This is a genomic window from Celeribacter ethanolicus, from assembly GCF_002407265.1.
Lineage (GTDB): Bacteria > Pseudomonadota > Alphaproteobacteria > Rhodobacterales > Rhodobacteraceae > Celeribacter > Celeribacter ethanolicus.
Genome location: NZ_CP022197.1, coordinates 37,986 through 60,935, shown reverse-complemented (window position 1 = coordinate 60,935; position 22,950 = coordinate 37,986). Strand labels below are relative to the sequence as shown.

The following is a 22,950-nucleotide window of genomic DNA, read 5'->3' as shown; positions in this document are numbered from 1 at the left end:
TTATAGAAAGGATATCTATAACTCATGGCTTGGAACTGGACGCTGCCCGATTGGCCGGATTTCCGATATGACGCCTCCGCTCTGGAGCCGTTTGAGCAGACGTTCCTGCTGTCGTCCGGGGAAATCCTCGGCGCGGTCCATCATGTCAGTCAGCCGGAACGCGAGCAACTCCGCATCGAACTGCTCAGCGAGGAAGCGATGCAGACGAGCGCCATCGAGGGTGAAATCCTCGATCGGCTCAGTGTCCAGTCTTCGCTGCGCCGCCATCTGGGCCTCGATCCGGACAGCTACCCTGCCAAACCGCGCGAACAGGGCGTCGCGGAAATGATGGTCGACGTCTATTCCAGTTTTGCAGAAAAGCTGAGCCACGAGACACTGTACCGCTGGCATCGGATGCTCCTGTCCCATGACCGCCGGTTGGAAACCATCGGGGCTTACCGACAACACGCCGAGGCGATGCAAATCGTTTCCGGCCGTCTCGACCGGCCGACGATCCATTTCGAAGCGCCTCCCTCGGAGCGGGTCATGCCTGAGATGGAGCGATACGCAGATTGGTTCAACAAGACCGGGCCGGTGGGAGCAAAGCCGCTTCCAGCGCTGACGCGCGCAGGGCTATGCCACCTCTATTTCGAGAGTATCCACCCATTCGAAGACGGCAACGGCCGCTTGGGTCGCGCCCTCGCTGAAAAGTCGCTGGCGCAGAACATTGGCCAGCCGACCCTCATCTCGCTCGCCTTCACCATCGAGAAGGAGCGCAAGGCATACTACGACCAGCTCGAGCAGCATCAAAAAACGCTCGACGTGACCGATTGGCTCGTCTGGTTCGCGGAAGTTGTCTTGAAGGCCCAACAGGCAACACTCGACCGCGTCGGCTTCTTCATCAACAAAGCGCACTTCTACGATCGGCACAGAGACCACTTGAACGAACGCCAGGCCAAGGCCATCGCTCGCCTGTTTCGGGAAGGCCCTGGCGGTTTCAAAGGCGGCCTCAGCGCCGACAACTATCTCAAGATCACCGGAACTTCACGCGCAACCGCAACCCGCGATCTGCAGAACCTGGTCGAGAAAGGTGCGCTCCGCCGAACCGGTGAGCGACGCCATACGAGGTACTGGTTGAACCTAGACCATATGGAGCAGCGCAAGTGACGATAACTTAACATTTGTATTTTTATCAATACTTTACCGAAATACGCATAATTCGTTTTATGTATACTGATGATCTGTTTGGTGCCTCAAGTCGATTTTGAAGCATACCATCGAGAAGACGGAACATGCTGTCGTCGAAATGGCGTTGTTGCAGAACGGCGTCCTGAGGCTTGAGGTCCCCTTTCCCCATAGGCGTTAGCCGGCGCGTACGATCTCGGCGGTGCCGAGGGCGTTGAAGCGGTTCATGAGGGCGACGCGGATGTGGATTTCGGCAGTCTGGCGGTCGGGGTCTCTGGCGGCGATGCGCTCGCCGAAGGCCTTCAGGCATCGCATCCTGGCCTCGGCGCGGCTGCGGATATGGTATCCGGTCCACCGCTTCCAGAACGCCCTGCCATAGTGACGTGTGGCGCGCAGGGTTTCGTTGCGCGCCCGGGCAGCTGGGCAGTCGTCTTTCCATGGCCGACCGTTCTTGCGGATAGGGATGATCGCAGTGCCACCGTGTGCGATGATGGCGCTATGGCAGCGGCGGGTGTCGTAGGCGCCGTCTGCGGTCACGGTGCCGATGTCTTCGTCGTCCGGGATCTGGTCCAGCAGGTCTGGCAGGACGGGGCTGTCGCCTTCCCGGCTGGGGGTAAACTCGACCGCGCGGATGTCGGAAGTGGCGGTGTCCATGGCCAGATGGACCTTGCGCCATTGGCGACGGCCTTGCGCAGCGTGCTTCCGGGCCTGCCACTCGCCATCGCCGAGGAACTTGATGCCGGTGCTGTCCACCAGCAGGTTCAGCGGCCCGCCGGCACGGCGATAGGGGATCTGCACCTTAAGAGTCTTCTGCCGGCGGCACAGCGTGGAGAAGTCTGGAACGGGCCAGTCCAGCCCGGCAAGGCGCAGGAGGCTGGCGACCATCCCGGCTGTCTGCCTGAGCGGCAGCTTGAATAGCACCTTGATCGACAGGCAGAACTGGATCGCCGCATCCGAGAAGACTGGCGGGCGTCCGGGGCGGCCCTCATGCGGCGCGTGCCAAGCCATCTCCTTGTCCAGCCAGATCAGCAGAGACCCGCGCTTCGTCAGCGCAGCGTTGTAGGCGGACCAGTTCGTCGTGCGGTAGCGGGCGGGCTTGGGCTTGTTCATGACGCCCGTCTAACCGGATGGATTCGTGATGGGAATCCTTCGCGGCCAGACTTCTGCAACAACGCCCGTCGAAATAGTCGATTTTCTTTAGTGAATGGTACAATCTCAATGTACCAAGCAATCTTAGAGGTCCGCCATTTTTGTTAATCGTTTAATAATCAAATTGTGACCTCTATCATTATTAAACGATGATTAAGTCGAGGAATTTGATCAGCCCGACCTAACTGAGAGCAATAGTTGAAAGGTTGCAATCACAGCGGAACACACGGGCCGCAAGGCGTTTTCTTGCGGGGTTTGGCGCCCGTTGGGGCAATCCTCGGTTGATTGTGACAGACAACCTGCGCAGTTATGGCGCGGTTCAAGCTGTGATCACGACACGGGGTTCAAATAAACCGCCTCAGGAAGCGCCGGGCTGCCTTTGCACTCCGCCCTGGTTGTACGAGGGCATCAAGAACATCTCCGTTCGCATCCACGGCCGGCCAGAGCCAGCATTTCCGACCGTTGATCCGGTATGACCACTTCGTCCATATGCCATTTGTCGGCTGCGGCTGGCCGGTCTCGCCTGATGCAATGCGCGAAATGGCCGGACCCATTTCCGGATTGTTTACCGGCTGACCGTCCACCGCGTTCCGCGAGCAGATCTGCAACGTCAGCGCGGCTGAACGCAAAGCGATGGTAGGCCCCGACGGCATAGACGATGATCTCACGGGTAAAACCAAAACCCTTCAGGCGAGGCATTTTGGGCGGGATCTTCATGCGTGAGCCGTAAACAATTCAGAACGCGCATACCACTTGGCAATGCCGTGGCGTCGTCTCAGCAGCCAGAGACCACCTCGGTATTCCAGCTCTTGCAGGCCTGGGACAGCTCGGCCGGAACGGCGTGATCGGTGAAATACACGTCGATGTCGGACAGCGATGCGATCCTTGCCGGGGCGCTTCTGGAGAATTTGGTGTGATCCGCGACGAGAAAAATTTTGCGCGATTGCCGTAAGATCGTCTGGCTCACACTGACCTCTTGGATGTCGAAATCCAGAAGATCGCCATCACGGTCGAGCGCGGAGCAACCGATAACCGCCAGATCGAATTTGAATTGGCGGATGGTCTCTGCGGCCAGATTGCCGACCAAGCCGCCATCGGAGCGCCGCAAATGCCCGCCGGTCACGATGACTTCGCAATTGCTGTTCCCGGCCAAGATGTTGGCGACATTCATATTGTTGGTGACGACCATCAGATCCTTGTGCTGCAACAACTCCTGCGCGACGGCTTCCGTGCTCGTCCCAATGTTGAGAAACAACGAAATCCCGTTGGGAATCCGCGATGCACAGGCCCGCGCGATCGCGGTTTTGGCCTCCGCGTTCAACTGCCGACGATCTTCGTACCCGATATTGATTGTGCCAGAAGCCAGCACCGCCCCGCCATGTACCCGTTCGACACGCCCCAGTTCCGCCAATTCGGACAGGTCGCGGCGAATGGTTTGAAGCGTCACGCCAAAATGCTCTGCCAGCCTCTCGACCGTGACCTTTCCCTCTTTGCGTGTCATTTCGAGAATCTCGGGATGACGAAAGTTGTTGGACATAGGTGTTCGCTTTGCTTCGTTTTTGTGGCTGCACGGGAAAAAGACGCGAAAACCCGATGCGAATCCAGTCAATTTATTGCCGCACCCGCGTAGATTCTCTTATCTTTTCTTCGCAGTTGCAGAAATATCCAACCTAACCCATTGATTTTTCTTAATCGAATAAAAACGAAAACAAATATCTTGCGTTTCTGACCTTTTCCACACAACGTTAGCGCCAGAACTTGGGAGGAAAGCCTGTGCAGGGGAATGACAGCACACATCCCGTCGATCTTTTTGTGATCGGCGGCGGCATCAATGGCTGTGGCATTGCGCGCGACGCGGCGGGACGGGGATTTTCCGTGACGCTCGCGGAGATGAGCGATCTGGCCTCTGCGACCTCATCTTCCTCCACAAAACTCTTTCATGGTGGGCTACGCTATCTCGAATATTTCGAGTTCCGATTGGTCCGTGAGGCTTTGATCGAGCGCGAAATTCTCCTGCGGGCCATGCCGCACATCAGCTGGCCGATGCGTTTTGTCCTTCCTTATCATAAGGATATGCGCTTCGAATCCGAAACACCGACCTCGAAACTTCTGTCTGTCGTGATGCCTTGGATGAAGGGGCGTCGTCCGGCATGGCTGATCCGGCTTGGCCTGTTTCTCTATGATCATCTGGGCGGGCGCAAAATCCTGCCGGGTACGGAAACCATCGGCCTGACGGGAACGCCCGAGGGCGCGCCGCTTCAGGAACGCTTTGCCAAAGCCTATGAATATTCCGATTGCTGGGTCGAAGATTCTCGTCTCGTGATCCTCAATGCCCGCGACGCAGAGGCGCGTGGTGCGGCGATCCTGACGCGCACCAAAGTGACCCACGCAACGCGCGAAGGCGATCTCTGGCGTGTCGAAACGAAAGATATGGAACATGGCCGCACTGCCACCCATTACGCCAAAATGCTGGTGAATGCGGGCGGACCTTGGGTCGGCGACGTGATTCACGACAAAATCGACCTGCCGTCGAAAGAGGGCGTGCGACTTGTGCGCGGCAGCCATATCGTGACCCGCAAGCTCTACGATCACGACAAATGCTATTTCTTTCAGGGCACCGACGGGCGGATCATTTTCGCCATTCCCTATGAGACGGATTTCACCCTGATCGGCACCACGGATGCCGAGCACAGCGATCCGTCGCGCAAACCCACCTGTACCGACGAAGAGCGCGACTATCTGATCGCCTTTGCCAACAAATATTTCAAAGCGCCGATCAGCGCCGAGGATGTGGTCTGGAGCTATTCCGGCGTCCGCCCGCTCTACGATGACGGAGCGTCATCGGCGACAGCCGCGACACGGGACTATACGCTCAAGGTCGATGCAGAGGGCGGTGCGCCGGTGCTCAACATCTTCGGGGGAAAAATCACGACCTATCGGCGGCTGGCGGAAAGCGCGCTTGAGAAAATCTCGGAACACCTGCCGGACACAAAGGGCCAGTGGACGGCAGGTGTGCCGCTCGCAGGCGGGGATTTCCCGGTCGGCGGGTTTGACCGGCTTGTCTCCGAGCTGCGTGCGCAATTTGGGTTTCTGACCCCGTTCTGGGCGCGGCGTCTGGTGCGTGCCTACGGCACCGAAGCGCGTGACGTGCTGGGAGACGCAAAGAGTGCCGAGGCACTGGGACGTGATTTCGGCGCGACCCTGACCGAGACCGAAGTGACATGGCTGATGGAGCGCGAATATGCGCGCACGGCCGAGGATATTGTTTGGCGCCGCTCAAAGCTTGGGCTGCGTCTGGATGAAACGCAGATCCATGATCTGGATGACTGGATGAAGACCCGCCGCGCGGGGAGTGCCGCAGCTGAATAAAGCCAAAGGCCAAAGACAATAAGGCGCGGGGAGGAGGACCTAATGACGCTGGAACTGAAGGGCGTGTCAAAAATCGTCGAGGGGCAAATGCATATTGCCGCGACCGATCTGACGCTCGAAAAAGGAACGATGAACGTCCTGCTGGGGCCGACCCTGTCGGGGAAGACCTCGCTGATGCGTCTGATGGCCGGGCTCGATCAACCGAGCGCCGGGCGAATTTTCTGGGACGGAAAAGACGTCACCGGCATGCGGGTGCAGGATCGCAAGGTTGCGATGGTGTATCAGCAATTCATCAACTACCCCTCGATGAGCGTCTATGACAACATCGCCTCGCCGATGAAACTCATGGGCGTGGACAAGGCGGAGATCGACGCGCGTGTACGGGAAACGGCGGAGCTGATGAAGCTGACGCCGATGCTGGACCGCAAACCGCTCGAACTTTCAGGCGGGCAGCAACAGCGCTGTGCTCTGGCCCGTGCGCTCGTCAAGAACGCAGGCCTCGTGCTGCTCGATGAGCCGCTGGCGAACCTCGATTACAAGCTGCGCGAAGAGTTGCGCGTCGAGATTCCGAAGATTTTCGAGGCCTCCGGTTCGATCTTTGTCTATGCGACGACCGAGCCCGAAGAGGCGCTTTTGCTCGGCGGCAATACGGCGGCGCTTTGGGAGGGGCGGGTGACGCAATTCGGCCCGACGCCCGAGGTCTATCGCCGTCCCGTGGATGCCACCACCGCGCGCGTCTTTTCCGATCCGCCGATGAATTTCCTCCAGATTTCGAAAACCGGCGATCGGTTGATGTTCGGCGACGGGCAAAGCGCGCAGGCAACGGGAAAACTCGCCGATCTGCCCGACGGGCGCTACACGGCGGGGTTCCGGCCGAACCATGTCGAGATCCTGCAACATACGGATAACGCGATGAAATTCACGACAAAGCTGCATGTGACGGAGCTGACGGGATCGGAGACCTTTGTGCATCTCGATCATGATGGCGCGCGTTGGGTCGGCCTGATCCACGGGGTGCATCACCTCGACATCGGGGCGGATCTGGAGGTCTGGCTCGATCCGCGTCATGTCTATGTGTTCGGCGAAGACGGGGGGCTCGTTGCGCCCGCCGCCTACGCAATGGCGGCGTGAGGAGGCGCGATCATGGCTAGAATTACACTCGACAACCTTGCGCATTCCTACAATCCGACGCCTTCGTCGCAGGACGACTATGCGCTCAAGGAACTGAATTACGACTGGGAAGACGGCGAGGCCTATGCGCTTTTGGGCTCGTCAGGCTGTGGCAAGTCCACGTTGCTCAATATCATTTCGGGGCTGTTGATGCCCTCGCAGGGGCGCATCCTGTTCGACGGCAAAGACGTCACCCGCGCCCCCACGGCGGAGCGCAACATAGCGCAGGTGTTCCAATTCCCGGTGGTCTACGACACGATGACCGTGCACGACAATCTGGCCTTTCCGCTCCGCAACCGGGGCCGCGACGAGACCTATGTAGCCGAGCGCGTTCAGGAAATCGCCAAGATGATCGGCATGGAAGACATGTTGCGCAAAAAGGCGCGCGGGCTGGGTGCGGATGCCAAGCAAAAGATCTCTTTGGGTCGCGGCATGGTGCGCAAGGACGTGAACGCGCTTTTGTTCGACGAACCCCTGACCGTGATCGATCCACATATGAAATGGGAACTCAGAACCCAGCTCAAAAAGCTGCACCACGATTTCGGCCACACGATGATCTATGTGACCCACGACCAGACGGAGGCGCTGACTTTCGCGGACAAGGTCGTTGTCATGTATGACGGGCGCGTGGTTCAGATCGGCACGCCTGAGGAGTTGTTCGAACGGCCCGCGCACACGTTTGTGGGCTATTTCATCGGCTCTCCGGGCATGAATGTGATCCCCGCCAAGGTCGAGGGCACGAAAGCCTATATCAACGGGTCGGAAATTGCGCTCGGCGCGGGTTATGCGCCCGTGGATGGCAAGGTGGAGATCGGCGTGCGGCCCGAGTTCGCCCGGTTGAGCGAAAGCGAAGGCCTGCCCGTGAAAGTGCGCCGCGTCGAGGATGCGGGACGGCACAAGATCATCCGCGCCGAGTTCTTTGGTCAGGACATCAACATCATCGCCGGAGAGGACGATCCCGTGCGCGCGGATATGACCCGCGTCACCTTCGATCCGGCCCGCGTGAATGTCTACGCAAACGACTGGCGTGTGGCGCCGCAAGGCGGGGAGGCCGCGTGATGCAACAGAAAACAACCAATCACAAAGCATGGTTCCTAGTGCTGCCGGTCTTGGTGCTTGTGGCGTTCTCCGCCGTGATCCCGCTCATGACCGTGGTGAACTATTCCGTGCAGGACACCTTCGGCAACAACCAGTTCTTCTGGGCCGGACTGGAATGGTTTCAGGAAATGCTTTCGGATGAGCGCATGTGGAACGCGCTGCAACGTCAGTTGATGTTCTCCGGCATCATTCTTGCCATCGAAATCCCTTTGGGCATTTTCGTGGCGCTCAACATGCCGAAATCGGGCTTCTGGTCCTCTTTCTGCCTTGTCGTGATGTCTTTGCCGCTTCTGATCCCGTGGAACGTCGTGGGCACAATCTGGCAGATTTTCGGTCGTGTCGACATCGGTCTCTTGGGTCACACGCTTGAGGCGCTCGGCATCGACTACAACTACACGCAAGACACGATCTCCGCCTGGATCACCATCATCGTGATGGATGTCTGGCATTGGACGTCACTCGTCGCCCTACTGGCCTTTGCCGGTCTCAAATCCATCCCCGACGCCTATTATCAGGCGGCGCGGATTGATCAGGCCAATCGTTGGAAAGTCTTCCGCTTCATCGAACTGCCCAAGATGATGGGCGTCTTGATGATCGCCATTCTCCTGCGCTTCATGGACAGTTTCATGATCTACACCGAGCCCTTCGTGGTGACGGGCGGCGGTCCGGGCAATGCGACGACGCTTTTGTCCATCGACCTCGTCAAGATGGCTCTCGGCCAGTTCGACCTCGGACCCGCTGCAGCCTTCTCTCTGATGTATTTCCTCGTGATCCTGTTGATTTCATGGGTGTTCTACACCGTCATGGTCAACCTCGACAAAAAGGGCATGTAAGATGACGGACGCAACCGCACTCACACCCGCCGTCACCAAACCGCGCAGCCTGCCCAAGGTGAACAGCCGCGCCGTGGTGATGACGCTCTATCTTCTGTTCCTGATGTTGCCGATCTACTGGCTGATCAACATGAGCCTGAAGACCAACACAGAAATCCTGGGCAGCTTCTCGCTTTGGCCACAAAACCTGACGTTCGAGAACTACGTCACGATCCTCACCGACGAGGCGTGGTATATGGGCTACGTCAACTCGATGATCTACGTGGTGATGAACACGGTGATCTCGCTCGCTGTCGCCCTGCCCGCCGCCTATGCGTTCTCGCGCTACAATTTCTTGGGCGATAAACATCTGTTCTTCTGGCTTTTGACCAACCGCATGGCACCGCCTGCCGTGTTCGCCCTGCCCTTCTTTCAGCTCTATTCCTCAATCGGGCTGTTCGACACGCATATCGCCGTGGCTCTGGCGCATTGTCTCTTTAACGTGCCGCTCGCCGTCTGGATTCTCGAAGGCTTCATGCGCGGTGTGCCCAAGGAAATCGATGAGACCGCCTATATCGACGGCTACGGCTTTGGGCGTTTTTTCGTGAAGATCTTCATGCCGCTCATCGCCTCGGGCATCGGTGTCGCTGCGTTCTTCTGCTTCATGTTCTCTTGGGTCGAACTGCTGCTCTCGCGCACGCTGACCTCGGTGGACGCCAAACCCATCGCCGCCACCATGACCCGCACCGTGGGTGCGGCAGGCGTCGACTGGGGCGTGCTGGCCGCCGCAGGGGTGCTCACCATCGTGCCGGGCGCGCTCGTGATCTACTTTGTACGCAATTACATCGCCAAGGGCTTTGCCCTCGGGCGGGTCTAAGAGGAGGAATTCGACATGGACTGGATGGCATGGACATGGCCGACCGCCGCCTTTTTCGGAACGATTGCAACGCTTTTGGTGATCTTCACCATTCTGGCGATCAAATTTCCCGAAACGCCGCGCGTTGGCGTGTTGGGCATCGAGACCACGCGTGGGGATCGTTTGTTCATCACGCTTCTGGGCTCGGCCTTCATCAATCTTGCATGGCTCGGTCTGGTCGGCGCCAACCAAGCGCTCGCGCTTGTCGTTTGCCTGATCTTTGCAGCCATCGTCTTTCGCTGGGTCTGAGGAGGCCCCGCGACGGATCGACACCTAAAAACAAAGGTTCACATAGGGAGGAAACCAATGAACCATCGTCTCAAGACAACCACCGCACTGGCGTTAGGCCTTGGCCTTTTGTCGGCGCCCGCTTTCGCCGATATGGATGCGGCCAAGGCGTTCCTCGATGCTGAAATCGGCGATATGTCCGGGCTGTCCCGCGCGGATCAAGAAGCCGAAATGCAGTGGTTCATCGATGCGGCCCAGCCCTTTGCGGGCATGGAGATCAAAGTGGTCTCCGAGACCATCACCACGCATGAATATGAATCTCAGGTGCTCGCCCCCGCGTTCGAGGCCATCACCGGCATCAAAATCACCCACGACCTGATCGGCGAAGGCGATGTGGTCGAGAAACTGCAAACTCAGATGCAGTCCGGCGAAAACATCTATGACGCCTATGTCAACGACTCCGACCTGATCGGCACCCACTGGCGCTATCAGCAGGTGCGCAACCTCACCGACTGGATGGCAAACGAAGGCGCAGATGTGACCAACCCCGGTCTCGATCTCGACGACTACATCGGCACCCAGTTCACCACCGCACCCGATGGCAAACTCTATCAGCTTCCCGACCAGCAGTTCGCGAACCTTTACTGGTTCCGCTACGATTGGTTCACCGATCCCGCAATCATGGCCGAGTTCAAAGAGAAATACGGCTACGACCTCGGCGTTCCGGTCAACTGGTCGGCCTATGAGGACATCGCCGAATTCTTCACCGGTCGCGAAATCGACGGTGTCGAGGTCTATGGCTCGATGGACTACGGCAAAAAAGACCCGTCCTTGGGCTGGCGCTACACCGACGCATGGATGTCCATGGCCGGGATGGGCGACAAAGGCGAACCCAACGGCCTTCCGGTCGATGAATGGGGCATCCGCGTGAACGAGAACTCGCAACCTGTCGGCGCCTGTATGGCACGCGGCGGCGCGGCGAACTCTCCGGCGGCGGTCTATGCGGTGGAGAAAGCCATCGACTGGCTGAACAAATACTCCCCGCCCTCGGCCATGGGCATGACCTTCTCGGAGGCCGGTCCGGTTCCGGGTCAGGGCAACATCGCGCAACAGATGTTCATGTACACCACCTTCGTCGCGCCTCTGGTCGACAGCCCGGCGGTGATGAACGAGGATGGCACCCCGAAATGGCGTCTCGCCCCCAGCCCGCATGGCGTCTACTGGGAAGACGGCATGAAGGTCGGCTATCAGGACGTGGGCTCCTGGACGCTGATGAAATCCACGCCGGATGATCGCGCCAAAGCCGCTTGGCTCTACGCACAATTCGTGGGCTCCAAGACCGTCGACGTGAAGAAATCCCATGTCGGTCTGACCTTCACCCGCGAATCCACCATCCAGCATGAGAGCTTCTCCGATCGTGCGCCGAAACTTGGCGGTCTCGTCGAGTTCTACCGCTCGCCCGACCGTGTGCGCTGGTCGCCCACCGGCACCAACGTTCCGGATTATCCGAAGCTCGCCCAGCTCTGGTGGCAGAATATCGGTGACGCGATGTCCGGCGCGAAATCCGCGCAGGATGCGCTCGACAGCCTCTGCGCCGATATGGAGAAAGTCATGGAGCGCCTCGAGCGCGCTGGCATTCAGGGCGATCTCGGGCCGGTCATGAACGACGAGACCAGCGCCGAGGAGTGGCTCGCCAAGCCCGGCGCACCGAAACCCGCCATCGAAAACGAGCGCGAGACGCCGCAAACCGTCTCCTACGACGCGCTCGTGGCCTCCTGGAAATAACTGATCGAGAGGGGGCGGGGTCATTCCCGCCCTCTTTTTGCGCTCTCTTCTCCGTCCAGAGATGGTGGCATAGCCTTGGACAGAGCAGAGACCACCAAGGAGATGCATGTGACCTATATTCTTGCCATCGATCAGGGCACCACCTCGACCCGCGCCATTCTCTTTGACCAATCGCTGTCCGTCACGGCCAGCGCACAGGAAGAATTCGAACAGCATTTCCCCAAAAGCGGCTGGGTCGAACATGACGCGTTCGACCTCTGGTCCACCACGGCGGCGACCTGTCGTGCGGTGATCGAGAAATCCTCGGCCGATGTGTCACAAATCGCCGCCATCGGCATCACCAACCAGCGCGAAACCACGCTTGTCTGGGACAAGGCCACCGGCCAGCCGGTCTACAATGCCATCGTCTGGCAGGACCGCCGCACCTCCGAGCTGTGCAAGACGCTTAAGGCGGAGGGCTTTGAAGAGGTCGTCACGGAAAAGACCGGGCTGTTGCTCGATCCCTATTTCTCGGCGACGAAACTCAAATGGATTCTCGACAACGTGGAAGGCACGCGCGACCGCGCCGAGGCGGGCGAGCTTTTGTTTGGCACGGTCGACAGCTGGCTGGTGTGGAAACTCACGGGCGGCAAGGTCCATGCCACCGACGCCACCAACGCCGCGCGCACCATGCTTTACGACATCCGCAAAGGCCATTGGTCCACAACGATTTGCAAACGCTTCGACATTCCGATGGCGATGTTGCCAGAGGTGCGCGATTGCGATGCCGATTTCGGCGAAACCCGCCCCGATCTCTTTGGCCGTCCGATCCCGATTTTGGGCATCGCGGGCGACCAACAGGCGGCCACAATCGGTCAGGCCTGTTTCAAACCGGGCATGGTCAAATCCACCTATGGCACCGGCTGTTTCGCTCTTTTGAACACGGGCGAGACGCCGGTGATGTCGCAAAACCGGCTCTTGACCACCATCGCCTACCGCATCGGCGGCAAGACGACCTATGCGCTCGAAGGGTCGATCTTTATCGCGGGTGCCGTGGTGCAATGGCTGCGTGACGGGTTAAAAATCATCCGCGAAGCCTCCGAGACCCAGCCCTTGGCCGAAAGTGCCGACAAAACGCAGGACCTGATCCTTGTGCCCGCCTTCACTGGACTGGGCGCGCCCTATTGGAATGCGGAATGTCGGGGGGCGATGTTCGGGATGACACGCAACTCAGGCCCGGCAGAATTTGCCCGCGCCGCGCTTGAAAGCGTCGGCTATCAAACCCGAGACCTCCTGGAAGCCATGCATGCCGATTGGCAGGGCGACGCCACCACGGCGCTGCGCGTCGATGGCGGCATGAGTGCCTCGGATTTTGCGATGCAATTCCTGTCCGACATCATTTCCGCGCCCGTCGACCGCCCCAAAGTCCTTGAGACCACTGCTATGGGCGCCGCCTGGCTCGCGGGTCAGCGGGCTGGCGTCTATCCCAACATGGAGGGCTTTGCCGCCACATGGGCGCTGGAGCGCACCTTTGAGCCGACCATGGATGAGGCGACGCGGCAGGCCAAATGCGACGGTTGGGCGCGGGCCGTTCGTGCCACGATGTTGGTCTGATGTCGGGTCACGCCGAAAGCCTCGCGTCCAATCCGGTCGCGGATATCGCCTTTACCGCGCCCGCTCGCTGTCTGATCGGACGTGGCGCAAAGGATCAGGTCGCAGCTTTGGTGCGCGAGAGAGGGCAAAAGGTTCTCGTCTTGCGCAGCGCCTCGGTCCTTTGGGCCGATGTGCTGATCGAAGAACTCGACACTCTTGGGGCACAGGTCACATCCCTTACCGCCCGTGGCGAGCCGACCGTCGATCAGGTCCGCGACGCGGTGGCCCGCGCCCGTGCGTCCGCCGCCGAGTGTATCGTCGCCATTGGCGGCGGTGCGGTGATTGATCTGGGCAAGGCGGTGTCGGGGCTGTGTGTCTCCGAGGGCGATGTCTTGGATCATCTCGGTCTCGGGCCCGATCCCGCGCCCAAACTCAACGCCCCCCTGCCCTTCGTGGCGATCCCGACCACCGCAGGCACCGGCGCAGAGGCCACCCGCAACGCGGTGATCGGTGTACCGGAACAAGGGCTCAAGATCAGCCTGCGCGATCCACGTCTCGTGCCGGACCTTGCGGTGGTCGATGCGTCCCTGACCGATGGACTGCCCAAATCCCTGACCCTTTCGACCGGGTTGGATGCGCTGACACAGTTGATCGAGAGCTACCTGTCAAACCGCGCCAATCCGGTCACCGATGCCCTCGCCCGCGGCATGATCGGGCCTGCGGCCGCAGCGCTTCAGACGCTCATGACACGTGAGGATGAAACCGCGCGCGACACTTTGGCCAAAGCCAGCTATCTGAGCGGTCTGGCGCTGGCCAATTCCGGGCTTGGGATTGTGCATGGCCTCGCCGCCGTCATCGGCAGTCGCGGTGGCGCCCATGGCGCGATCTGCGGGCGTCTGCTGCCTGCTGCACTGACGGTCAATCATGCCGCGCTGATAAAGGCTGGCAGACCCACCGCACGCTGCGAAGAGATCGAACGATGGTTGCAAGACGGGCTTGGCATGTCCCTGCGCCCTTTCATTGACAGGCATGGACTGGCCTCTCTGGGCGCCCTGCACTGCGGCCCGCCACTTTGGGAGGAAACAGCGCGAAATGCCCTATCGGCCTCCTCCACACAGGCCAACCCTGTGCGGCTCAGTGTCGCCGAGGTGCACCAAATCCTGAAGCTTTCCTCCTGATCCAGGGCGCGTCCCCAAATGCGACCGGCCCACCCAAGGCCTTACGTGCAGGCCTCTTTCATTGTGGGCGAATGCCAATGAACGCTGTCGAAGACCTGACGCTTCAAAACCCGAATGTAATGGTGCGGGATTGCCAACTTGCTGCCCCCACAGAAGCGGTCTAGCTGGTGGGCATGAAAATACCAGCAGAGATGCCACGCCTGAAGGGCTATCGTTTCCCGCGCGAAATCATCGCCTACGCCGTTTGGGTCTATCATCGGTTCGCGCTGAGCACGGCGGATGTGGAGGATCTCCTCGCCGAGCGAGGCGTAGTCGTCAGCCGGGAAACCGTACGCAAATGGGTGAACCGGTTTGGTCGGCATTTCGCACGTTGTGTAAAGGGGTCTGATGCCGGAGAGTGCAGAATCTTACGCTAAGCGCTGAGCACTCGTTTCCCGTAATCGCGTAGATTGCCGTTTGGATCGACATACCGGTAGAGCGTGACCGGTTTGACGCCTAGTTCCTTGCAAAGTTCTGAAACAGATGTGTCGCGACTAGCCATAGCGGCCTGAGCCATGCGGACCTGCGCTTTCGTCAGCGCGAACTTCCTTCCACCTTTTCGGCCTCGGGCGCGGGCGGCCTGGAGCCCCGCCATCGTGCGTTCGCGGATCAACTCGCTTTCAAATTCTGCAAGCGCAGCAAAGATGCCAAATGAAAGCCGTCCAGCCGCAGTCGTTGCGCCACTACACCCTTGCCGACGACGATCTGGAATTCATCCGCGCCCGCCGCCGCCCCCACAATCGATTTGGGTTCACTCTTCAACTTTGCGCATTGCGCTATCCCGGCCGGTTGCTGACTCCGGGTGAGGTCATTCCAATGGAGGTCACGCGGTTCCTGGCAGCGCAACTTGGGCTGAAGCCGGACGATCTGGCAGGATATGCAAGCCGTGAAGAGACGCGTCATGAACACCTGGCTGCCTTGCGGGATCTCTATGGCTACAAGATGTTCACTGGCCGAGGATCGCGCGACCTGAAGGTCTGGCTGGAGAGAACGGCCGAAACAGCTCGGTCGAACGAGGATTTGGCGCGGCGTTTCGTAGAACAGTGCCGGGCGACCCAGACCATTCTACCGGGGATCACGGTTATAGAACGCCTTTGCGCGGATGCTCTCGTCGCCGCAGAGCGACGGATCGACGCTCGAATCGCTGAGCGACTGGACGATAAGATGCGCAGCCGACTTGACGCTTTGCTGACGGAAACGGCAGACGGCTCTGTCACCCACTTTGTCTGGCTGCGCCAGTTTGAAGTGGGCCAGAACTCGGCCGACATGAACCGGCTGCTCGACCGGTTGGAATTCTTGCGGGCCATGGCCCTGGACCGGACTGTCCTATCGGCTGTGCCGCCCCACCGTATCGCGCGCCTCCGACGGCAAGGGGAACGTTATTTCGCCGGAGATCTGCGGGATATTTCAGGCGACCGCCGTCTTGCTGTCCTCGCGGTCTGCGTTTTGGAATGGCGCAGTGCCATTGCCGATGCAGTGGCCGAAACCCATGACCGTATTGTCGGGAAGACGTGGCGCGAAGCGAAACGCGCATGCGGCGCCCGTGCGGATGATGCCAGGGCGGCCTTGAAGGACACTTTGCAGGGGTTCTCAAATCTCGGATCAGCACTGCTGGAGGCCCATGAAGATCAGGTCCCCTTGGGTGACGCGGTGTAAAACGCCGGCGGCTGGACTTCACTCAGAGAGCTTGTCGCCTCGGCGGGCCAACTCACCAACACATTAGCAGCTGATCCGCTGGCACATGTTGTCCATGGGTATCACCGCTTCCGGCGCTATGCACCGCGCATGTTGCGGGCGCTCGATATTCAGGCGACCCCAGTGGCCGAACCGTTGCTGGTTGCTGCGGATATTGTCGCGGGTGCGGACACCACCGCTGGTCGCCCCGTGACCTTCTTGAGCCGAACCTCAAAATGGCATCGGCACCTGAACGACGATGATGGGCATCGGCTTTGGGAGGTGGCGGTCCTGTGCCATCTGCGTGATGCATTCCGAGCTGGTGATATGTGGCTTGCACACTCCCGCAGGTATGGTGATCTCAAAGATGCGCTGGTCCCGGCCGAAGTCGCTCGCGCCACGCCAAGACTGGCCATGCCGTATGAGCCGGAAATCTGGTTGGCAGATCGGAAAGCCCGCCTGGCCGATGGCTTGCAGCGACTGGCCCGCGCTGCCAGGGCCGGTGCGATTCCGGGTGGTTCCATCGAAAACGGTGCCCTCAAAATAGATCGTCTGACAGCCGCTGTCCCCGAAGAGGCCGATGCCATGGTGCTCGATCTTTACAGCCGCCTGCCGGAGATCGGGATCACCGACCTCCTGCTCGAAGTGGATGACGAGATTGGTTTTACCGAGGCCTTCACCCATCTGCGTACGGGCGTTCCATGCAAAGACAGGGTCGGCATGTTGAATGTGATATTGGCTGAAGGGCTGAACCTTGGCCTCAGCAAAATGGCTGGGGCTACGAACACCCATGATTATTTCCAGCTCTCGCGCTTGTCGCGATGGCATGTGGAAAGCGACGCGATGGCACGCGCCTTGGCCATGGTAATCGAAGGTCAATCAGCCTTGCCGATGGCCCGGATTTGGGGCGCAGGGCAGACCGCTTCGAGCGACGGGCAATTCTTTCCCGCCACGCGCCAGGGCGAGGCGATGAACCTGATCAACGCCAAATACGGCCATGAACCCGGTCTAAAAGCCTATACCCATGTCTCCGACCAGTTCGGCCCTTTCGCAACTCAGAACATCCCCGCCACTGTGAACGAAGCTCCGTACATTTTGGACGGGTTACTCATGAACGAGACAGGCAAGCGAATAAAGGAGCAATATGCTGACACGGGCGGGTTCACGGATCACATCTTCGCGGTCACTGCGTTGCTCTCCTATCGCTTCATTCCCCGCATCCGCGATCTACCGTCCAAACGACTCTATCTCTTCGACCCTGCAGCCGCGCCGAACGAGCTGCGCGGGCTGATCGGCGGAAAGATCAGGGAGAAGCTGATCGTCGAGAATTGGCCTGACGTACTGCGCGCCGTCGCCACTATGGCGGCGGGTGTTATGCCACCCAGCCAGCTCTTGCGCAAATTCGCGGCCTATCCGCGCCAGCATGAACTCGCCCAAACGCTGCGTGAAATCGGGCGCATCGAGCGGACGCTGTTCATCCTCGAATGGTTGCTCGACGCCGATATGCAGCGGCGCGCCCAGATCGGACTGAACAAGGGCGAAGCGCATCATGCATTGAAGAATGCACTGCGCATTGGCCGCCAGGGCGAAATCCGGGATCGTACTGCCGAGGGGCAGCACTATCGGATGGCGGGCCTCAACCTCCTCGCCGCGATCATCATCTACTGGAATACAAAACACCTCGGCTACGCGGTCAACGCGCGAGAGCGCGACGGTCTCGACTGCAGCCCAGAGCTTCTGGCCCACATCTCCCCCCTCGGATGGGCACATATCCTCCTCACAGGAGAATACAGGTGGAAAAATCAGTGACAGCTAAGCTTAACGTACGATCCTGCACTCAACCAGAGCAGACCCCAACTGGGCCTCGATGCGCTCGACAGTTCGGACATCCGATGGCATGTTCACGACCCGGGTCCCGATATCGTTGCATATGCGCGCCTCGATCGTGTGTGCGATGTAGAGTTCGAACACCGTCTGCATCTGATCAGCCGTCAATCCGTCGATCTCGGTTATGCCCGCGTCGGCAAGATCGGCGATTGTCTCAATGAATGCATCTCGAGCGATCCCCTCATCGATGGAGCCCCCATCCGGACAGATGAAGTCGGCCAGTCCAGCAAATACTTCCTCGATCGGCCGTCCCGCAAGACCTCCGAGGTCGAGAGAGCGGAGCACCTCTCCGATGCCAACATTCCCGACTTGGCCGAGAATGGTCGCGAGCCTCGACGCAGCGCCGCGCGAGCTACCCATGCGCCTCGCTGCCCGCGCCGCACCACCGGATGACCTCGACACATATTGCGATACAGCGCGTCCCATGCTCCTCCGGTCATCGCCACCGGAGCGTGCGTACCTGGTGAAGTTTGTTCGAGCGGACGTGTATCGGTCGGTCTCACCCGGAACCGGTGTCGCGGTCCGCTCCGGTGGCGCGGCCGGCGGAGCGGCGGGATCGTTGCCCGTCGGCGGCGCATCGCTGCCTGATCCGTCGGATCGCGGATCGCCCGGTGCACCGTCATCAGATCCACCGCCTTCCAACCATGATGGAACAAGTGGCGTTCCACCCGAGGCTCCGCCAAACGCGCTGGACGTTCCCATCAACAGCCCCCTTTTCGTGTGCGTGCCGCCGCGAGGGCCGCGACTCTCAACGTCGTCGACCCCTCCTCGGACCAGGTCGCGAGAAGAGCGTCCAAGCGAGCAACGAACTCCGAGCCGCGGATCACCCTATCCCAACCTGAAGCTACCCATGTCCCGCAACGTGCCGAAGGCAGGGATTCGAGAAGGTCCAAAAGGTTTGTCTGTAAGAAATCGTGGGCTTTGACGAGCACGGTCATGCCGTTCACTCCGGCTGGAGCGGTGTCGAAAGAGTCACTGGCGACGATACGCGCTCTCAGTTCTTCGAACACTTGGCCTGCTTCGGCTGGCGCGAGCTGCCGAAGTTCCGTCTCGTAGGCTTGAACACTCAGCTTCGACCCCATCAATCTCTCGACCACAGCACCAAGTCTGCCGAGCACAGATACGGCGCCGAAGTAATCTTTCCTGTCTTTTGCGACAAAGAGATAGGGCCTTAGATCGATCGCACCGAGGTTCGGCGGCATACTCGCCCAATCCCGGATAGCCTCCGACCCTCGCCATTCCGACAAGACAGCGCTCTCGTTCGGTTCCGTATCCTTTGGTTTGGTTTTGACATCATCCAGATCGGTGACTTTTGGGCGGTCTCCACGCTTTTTGTTCGGTTTGGACCTAGCCTCAGTCGGATCTTCGAGAGCCGCCAAGTCCTCGCAATGTCCGTTTGGGTGTTTCGCTGCCGCCGAGGCGATCTGATCGAACATGCGGGACATGAAGCGCTCGGCGAGCATCAGTTTCGCCAAGACAGGAAGCTTGACATCGTCACCGAATCCGCGAGCTCGCGCTGTCTGGTTCCTGAGAAGAAGCGTGTTCAGGAAGCGCTTGATCTGACGTGGGTTGCCTTGCGTACCGCTAGCCAGAATTTGGCCGATCTGATCACTTAATGTGAGCGCGTTTGAAACGCTGGCAGCCTTGGCGCCAAGGGCGTCACGGACAGTGGCCGCTGAGAGCCCGGTCGAGAGCCACGGCTTTGCGAGATGCTGGCGAGCCACTTTGATCAGCTTCTGGTATTCAGTGTCCTCTTCCCCTAGCTCCGCCCCCACGAGCAAGAGCGTCACATAGATTCGAGTTTCCGTCTCCCCCAGGGAGGGGATCCTGAACGGCACCTGGATGAGTTTCTCAAGATAGTTTCGCGCATAGTCCCTTGGTCCGGTCGTGTCGGGCAACTCCGGGAAATGCTTACGCACCGAATACTCGATCATCGCTTCATCGGCAGCAACCACGAAAGCAGTGTGTTCAGTGAAAACGAACAGCCGAACTGCCTCCAGCGTTTCGATCGCGACTTCAGGCAGGCACCTGTCGAGATCGTCGATCAGAACGACGAGTTGATCGACACCCGCCTTGTTGAGTAGATTTCTGAAAGCCTTCCGGAACTCACTGATTTCTTCAGTAAGCCGTTTCGAGTCATCTGGCTTCAGTAGGCCCGACATCCCAGCGATGGCGGCCTCATAGTTTTCACGAGTGAGCAATTCACCTGGCTCACCTATAGCCTTCTTCACAGAACCAACGACCGCGTCGATGTGCTCGGGCAGCGGAACTCCCGACAATGCTGTGAAAGCAAGACCTCCTCCTCGCCGGGCAACCTTGAGCCAATCGATGCGTTTGAAGATATTCTTAACCGCTTCACCCGCATTTGTTGCAAGCGACCGTTCGGCAACAAGCTCTGTGACAATGCCCTCGATCAGCGCGATCTTTGCATCCTCGAACCCCTGGAATCGCCAACCATTGAATTTCACGCAGAGAACGTCTGGGGTCGGCGATAGAGATGCCTCGATCATCTCCAAGATGCTGCTCTTTCCTGCTCCCCAATCACCATGGACACCGATCGTGATCGCCTGCTCTGGACGCTCCCGCAGCAACTCGGTGATCGTGCGCGCGATGGCCTCGTTGTTCAGCAGATCGACGCTTGTCTCGTTGTCGGGTAGAATCATTTCGCCCAGTCCACGACGCCATGATCTTCTAAAGTGGACTCGGGCAGTGATCTCACCTTGTCGCAGAAGACGATTGCATTCCTTGCGTCAGATCGCGCGGACGGGACAATTAGGCCATCGAAATCTAGAAAATGTGCGACTTCCCCAATTTCCTGGGTACGGGGATACTCGTCATTCTTTTGCTCATAGGAAAGACGACCGAACGTTTCCGTGTTCAGCCCGACCCTGGAAAGTGCTTCCAGATCCAGAAACTGAAGCGCACGCCCAAGTGAAAGTCCAATCTCAAACATGCGATACTTGACCTTGCTCGGCATGACCGGTTGGCCGCGCATCAGATGAAATCGCATCTCTTCCAGAGCACCTGATCGAGCCAAGGATGTATAGAGCACATCGAACGTCCCGTCGTCCCACCGACCACCGGACGCGCTGCAAATCAGCGGATCGCGCCCGTCGCGCACCAGCCGCCAAACGTTCCCTTCGAAAACGACGGGATCGATCGCCTCAATCGCGTCAATCAGCCGGTTGTCGCGTCGAGCTTTAACCATTTATTGGACCTACACATAGACATCATTGTCCAGCCGGTCGATGACGGCCAGTACTTCGAGCGAGCGATCATTGTGAATGAGGTCCATAGCGCGCTCGCCTCCGAGTTGTGGGTGCCGCGCATAGAGCCAGGCACGAACCTCGTCCGGTGTGTAATATTCATTGAGACGGCCGACGATGTAATAGAGGTCGGACAGAATCAATTCGTTCTTTGGTTGCGGCTTGATATCACCGGCCTTCCAACGCGATACCGTCGCCTTGGAGACATCCGTAATATTTGCGATATCGGTTCCTTTCAGACCCCCGATGTCGGCAAGTTCGCCGATGTAGCGTGACACTGCACTTTGCATTTCTTACCTCTGATCACCCCGCCGCAGGGCCGTGTCGACATTGAAGTCGCAAGCCCGAACACGCGGGGACTCCATTCCGCGCTCCTCATGGAGCTTTTCAAGCGCATCTGCAACCTTGCCCATCGTCTCTGCATGCGCCCGAGTCCGCTTGAGCAAACTCGTCAGGTCGATGCCCGCCGCCTGAGCTTGAGCCTCAGTGGGCTTAAGGAAGCTGACATCTTTTGCGCGACGCTCGGCATCCGCCATCGTCTTTGACAAGAAATGCCCTGCTCGGTTGAGGTCCGGTACGGACTGAAGCGCTTCTTGCGAGCGCACCAAATGAAGAGCCTGAATCTGCTTTCGAGTTCTTACCATTTCTTCAACGCTGGAAACGGTTACAAACTCGCTTTGCAGAAGCAGCTTCCGCCCGCCACGAGACTTGGCAAGCAATTCGAACTCGTTGGCATAGAAACCCCTGCCAAGACCCGGAACCTGCACAATGCGCGGCCGAGCAAATCTTGCATCGGGATCTGGCTCTTCCGGCGTCTTGTGCCAATCCCGAGCGTTGAACTGATCCAACTCGAGTATCCCGCTCGCGGACCCAGAAGCGACGCCAAATGCTTCTGTAGCCTCAGAGTTCAAACCAGAGCAGTAGTCGAGGATCACGGGCTTCCCGATATTGTGGAAACCGCTGAGCATCCGGATCAAAGAACGAACCTTTTGTGGACCGGGTTCTTTCCCTAGGCCGGAAAGGCGCATCCAGACAGCATCGACAGGCAGTATCGAAAGTGTTTCCGCTAGTGCCTTCCGCGACGTGGAATCCACCAATCCTTGGACGCTTTGTATTACCGGATAGTCGATCCGGATTCGGCCTCCGCCCAAGCGATCAAGCGCCGCTCGAAGAGCCGAGCAAGAGGCTGCGTCCACCTTGAGCCAGCCGTCGAAGCTGGGATCGCCCAAGAAATGACTCGGGGCAAGCACGCGGTCCGCGCCGACCGCAACTGCCATTTCTGCGATGCGCTCAATGATCTCCGTGGTGAAATCGTCCGGCCCCAAAGGCGACATCGGGACCTCAGTCAACCAAGCAGAATTGCGTACAAACGTCCCATGTCGCGCCGGGCTCGACAGCTCGGCCGCTCCAGTGTCGATCGTTATCTCCACACCCTCTGCTTTCAGCTCTTTTGCGAGAGCGGTCTGCCGATTGAGGCGTCCGGCATCGAAGACGACTCGCGAAGCTGGCAGACCTCCGGATGCAAACATCTCGGCAAACTTGTTGTGAGAGTCTCCGACACGGAAGAACTGCGCCAACGGCGAACGCAGCCGTTGGCCTTTCGGAAATGGGACGACAACCTTGGTCATGGCGCTGGTTCCATA

The 22,950-nt window shown here is 59.2% G+C and carries 17 protein-coding genes and 4 pseudogenes; 12 read left to right on the top strand and 9 right to left on the bottom strand.

The window, feature by feature from the left end:
• Positions 1–24 precede the first annotated feature (24 nt).
• Positions 25–1,146 (top strand): Fic family protein, encoded by a 1,122-nt coding sequence (locus tag CEW89_RS20140; RefSeq protein ID WP_096807326.1) that lies wholly within the window; start codon positions 25–27, stop codon positions 1,144–1,146.
• 195 nt (positions 1,147–1,341) lie between these two features.
• On the opposite strand, the gene CEW89_RS20135 is transcribed toward CEW89_RS20140, so the two are convergent.
• The 3 genes and pseudogenes from CEW89_RS20135 to CEW89_RS20125 all read right to left on the bottom strand — a co-directional run bounded on the left by CEW89_RS20135 (position 1,342) and on the right by CEW89_RS20125 (position 3,850).
• Positions 1,342–2,274, bottom strand: coding sequence for an IS5 family transposase (locus tag CEW89_RS20135; RefSeq protein ID WP_096807325.1), 933 nt, complete (start codon positions 2,272–2,274; stop codon positions 1,342–1,344).
• Positions 2,275–2,660: 386 nt separating this feature from the next.
• Positions 2,661–3,030, bottom strand: a pseudogene (locus CEW89_RS20130) (DDE-type integrase/transposase/recombinase); the annotation flags it as partial.
• Between the two features lie 58 nt (positions 3,031–3,088).
• Positions 3,089–3,850, bottom strand: coding sequence for a DeoR/GlpR family DNA-binding transcription regulator (locus tag CEW89_RS20125; protein WP_088652777.1), 762 nt, complete (start codon positions 3,848–3,850; stop codon positions 3,089–3,091).
• Positions 3,851–4,086: 236 nt separating this feature from the next.
• Between CEW89_RS20125 and glpD the strand changes: the two genes are divergently transcribed.
• The 10 genes and pseudogenes from glpD to CEW89_RS20075 form a co-directional block, all read left to right on the top strand.
• On the top strand, positions 4,087–5,682 hold the full coding sequence (glpD, locus tag CEW89_RS20120) for a glycerol-3-phosphate dehydrogenase (RefSeq protein ID WP_088652779.1): 1,596 nt from the start codon (positions 4,087–4,089) through the stop codon (positions 5,680–5,682).
• A gap of 42 nt (positions 5,683–5,724) precedes the next feature.
• Positions 5,725–6,813, top strand: a complete 1,089-nt coding sequence (locus CEW89_RS20115) for an ABC transporter ATP-binding protein (protein WP_088652780.1) — start codon at positions 5,725–5,727, stop codon at positions 6,811–6,813.
• Between the two features lie 12 nt (positions 6,814–6,825).
• Positions 6,826–7,911 carry an ABC transporter ATP-binding protein gene (locus tag CEW89_RS20110; protein WP_088652781.1) on the top strand — a complete coding sequence of 362 codons (1,086 nt, stop codon included), beginning with the start codon at positions 6,826–6,828 and terminating at the stop codon, positions 7,909–7,911.
• Positions 7,911–8,783 (top strand): carbohydrate ABC transporter permease, encoded by an 873-nt coding sequence (locus CEW89_RS20105; protein ID WP_096807324.1) that lies wholly within the window; start codon positions 7,911–7,913, stop codon positions 8,781–8,783. The genes CEW89_RS20110 and CEW89_RS20105 overlap by 1 nt, the downstream gene beginning before the upstream one ends.
• 1 nt (position 8,784) lies before the next feature.
• A complete protein-coding gene (locus CEW89_RS20100) occupies positions 8,785–9,639 on the top strand; it encodes a carbohydrate ABC transporter permease (protein WP_088652783.1) in 855 nt (284 codons plus the stop codon).
• Positions 9,640–9,654: 15 nt separating this feature from the next.
• A complete protein-coding gene (locus CEW89_RS20095) occupies positions 9,655–9,927 on the top strand; it encodes a DUF2160 domain-containing protein (protein WP_088652784.1) in 273 nt (90 codons plus the stop codon).
• Positions 9,928–9,984: 57 nt separating this feature from the next.
• Positions 9,985–11,691: an ABC transporter substrate-binding protein gene (locus CEW89_RS20090; protein WP_096807323.1), complete on the top strand. Its 1,707-nt coding sequence runs from the start codon at positions 9,985–9,987 to the stop codon at positions 11,689–11,691.
• A 108-nt stretch (positions 11,692–11,799) separates the two neighbouring features.
• Complete coding sequence (glpK, locus tag CEW89_RS20085) at positions 11,800–13,284, top strand: glycerol kinase GlpK (protein ID WP_088652791.1); 1,485 nt, start codon at positions 11,800–11,802, stop codon at positions 13,282–13,284.
• Positions 13,284–14,441, top strand: a complete 1,158-nt coding sequence (locus tag CEW89_RS20080) for an iron-containing alcohol dehydrogenase (protein WP_157779938.1) — start codon at positions 13,284–13,286, stop codon at positions 14,439–14,441. Before glpK ends, CEW89_RS20080 begins: the two co-directional genes overlap by 1 nt.
• Before the next feature lie 173 nt (positions 14,442–14,614).
• A pseudogene (locus CEW89_RS20075) lies at positions 14,615–14,836 on the top strand (IS6 family transposase); the annotation flags it as partial.
• Between the two features lie 17 nt (positions 14,837–14,853).
• Here CEW89_RS20075 and CEW89_RS20070 read toward each other — a convergent pair.
• Positions 14,854–15,156 (bottom strand): annotated as a pseudogene (locus CEW89_RS20070) (recombinase family protein); the annotation flags it as partial.
• Here CEW89_RS20070 and CEW89_RS20065 point away from each other — a divergent pair.
• A pseudogene (locus CEW89_RS20065) lies at positions 15,132–17,963 on the top strand (Tn3 family transposase). The pseudogenes CEW89_RS20070 and CEW89_RS20065 overlap by 25 nt on opposite strands.
• Before the next feature lie 9 nt (positions 17,964–17,972).
• On the opposite strand, the gene qatB reads toward CEW89_RS20065, so the two are convergent.
• The 5 genes from qatB to CEW89_RS20040 all read right to left on the bottom strand — a co-directional run bounded on the left by qatB (position 17,973) and on the right by CEW89_RS20040 (position 22,935).
• Entirely contained in the window at positions 17,973–18,467 is a 495-nt protein-coding gene (qatB, locus tag CEW89_RS20060) for a Qat anti-phage system associated protein QatB (RefSeq protein WP_107818104.1), read from the bottom strand.
• A gap of 275 nt (positions 18,468–18,742) precedes the next feature.
• On the bottom strand, positions 18,743–20,704 hold the full coding sequence (gene qatA, locus CEW89_RS20055; RefSeq protein ID WP_088652815.1) for a Qat anti-phage system ATPase QatA: 1,962 nt from the start codon (positions 20,702–20,704) through the stop codon (positions 18,743–18,745).
• Positions 20,701–21,249 (bottom strand): RES family NAD+ phosphorylase, encoded by a 549-nt coding sequence (locus CEW89_RS20050; protein ID WP_088652816.1) that lies wholly within the window; start codon positions 21,247–21,249, stop codon positions 20,701–20,703. The genes qatA and CEW89_RS20050 overlap by 4 nt, the downstream gene beginning before the upstream one ends.
• A 9-nt stretch (positions 21,250–21,258) precedes the next feature.
• Positions 21,259–21,585, bottom strand: a complete 327-nt coding sequence (locus CEW89_RS20045; protein WP_232786339.1) for an antitoxin Xre/MbcA/ParS toxin-binding domain-containing protein — start codon at positions 21,583–21,585, stop codon at positions 21,259–21,261.
• 15 nt (positions 21,586–21,600) lie between these two features.
• On the bottom strand, positions 21,601–22,935 hold the full coding sequence (locus CEW89_RS20040) for a hypothetical protein (RefSeq protein WP_088652818.1): 1,335 nt from the start codon (positions 22,933–22,935) through the stop codon (positions 21,601–21,603).
• Between the last annotated feature and the right edge of the window lie 15 nt (positions 22,936–22,950).

Coding starts and splice junctions, on each gene's coding strand:
- CEW89_RS20140 (WP_096807326.1), top strand. CDS start 25: ATGGCTTGGAACTGGACGCTGCCCGATTGGCCGGATTTCCGATATGAC.
- qatB (WP_107818104.1), bottom strand. CDS start 18,467: ATGGGACGCGCTGTATCGCAATATGTGTCGAGGTCATCCGGTGGTGCG.
- qatA (WP_088652815.1), bottom strand. CDS start 20,704: ATGATTCTACCCGACAACGAGACAAGCGTCGATCTGCTGAACAACGAG.
- CEW89_RS20125 (WP_088652777.1), bottom strand. CDS start 3,850: ATGTCCAACAACTTTCGTCATCCCGAGATTCTCGAAATGACACGCAAA.
- CEW89_RS20050 (WP_088652816.1), bottom strand. CDS start 21,249: ATGGTTAAAGCTCGACGCGACAACCGGCTGATTGACGCGATTGAGGCG.
- CEW89_RS20080 (WP_157779938.1), top strand. CDS start 13,284: ATGTCGGGTCACGCCGAAAGCCTCGCGTCCAATCCGGTCGCGGATATC.
- CEW89_RS20100 (WP_088652783.1), top strand. CDS start 8,785: ATGACGGACGCAACCGCACTCACACCCGCCGTCACCAAACCGCGCAGC.
- CEW89_RS20090 (WP_096807323.1), top strand. CDS start 9,985: ATGAACCATCGTCTCAAGACAACCACCGCACTGGCGTTAGGCCTTGGC.
- CEW89_RS20135 (WP_096807325.1), bottom strand. CDS start 2,274: ATGAACAAGCCCAAGCCCGCCCGCTACCGCACGACGAACTGGTCCGCC.
- CEW89_RS20095 (WP_088652784.1), top strand. CDS start 9,655: ATGGACTGGATGGCATGGACATGGCCGACCGCCGCCTTTTTCGGAACG.
- CEW89_RS20105 (WP_096807324.1), top strand. CDS start 7,911: ATGCAACAGAAAACAACCAATCACAAAGCATGGTTCCTAGTGCTGCCG.
- CEW89_RS20110 (WP_088652781.1), top strand. CDS start 6,826: ATGGCTAGAATTACACTCGACAACCTTGCGCATTCCTACAATCCGACG.
- CEW89_RS20040 (WP_088652818.1), bottom strand. CDS start 22,935: ATGACCAAGGTTGTCGTCCCATTTCCGAAAGGCCAACGGCTGCGTTCG.
- CEW89_RS20115 (WP_088652780.1), top strand. CDS start 5,725: ATGACGCTGGAACTGAAGGGCGTGTCAAAAATCGTCGAGGGGCAAATG.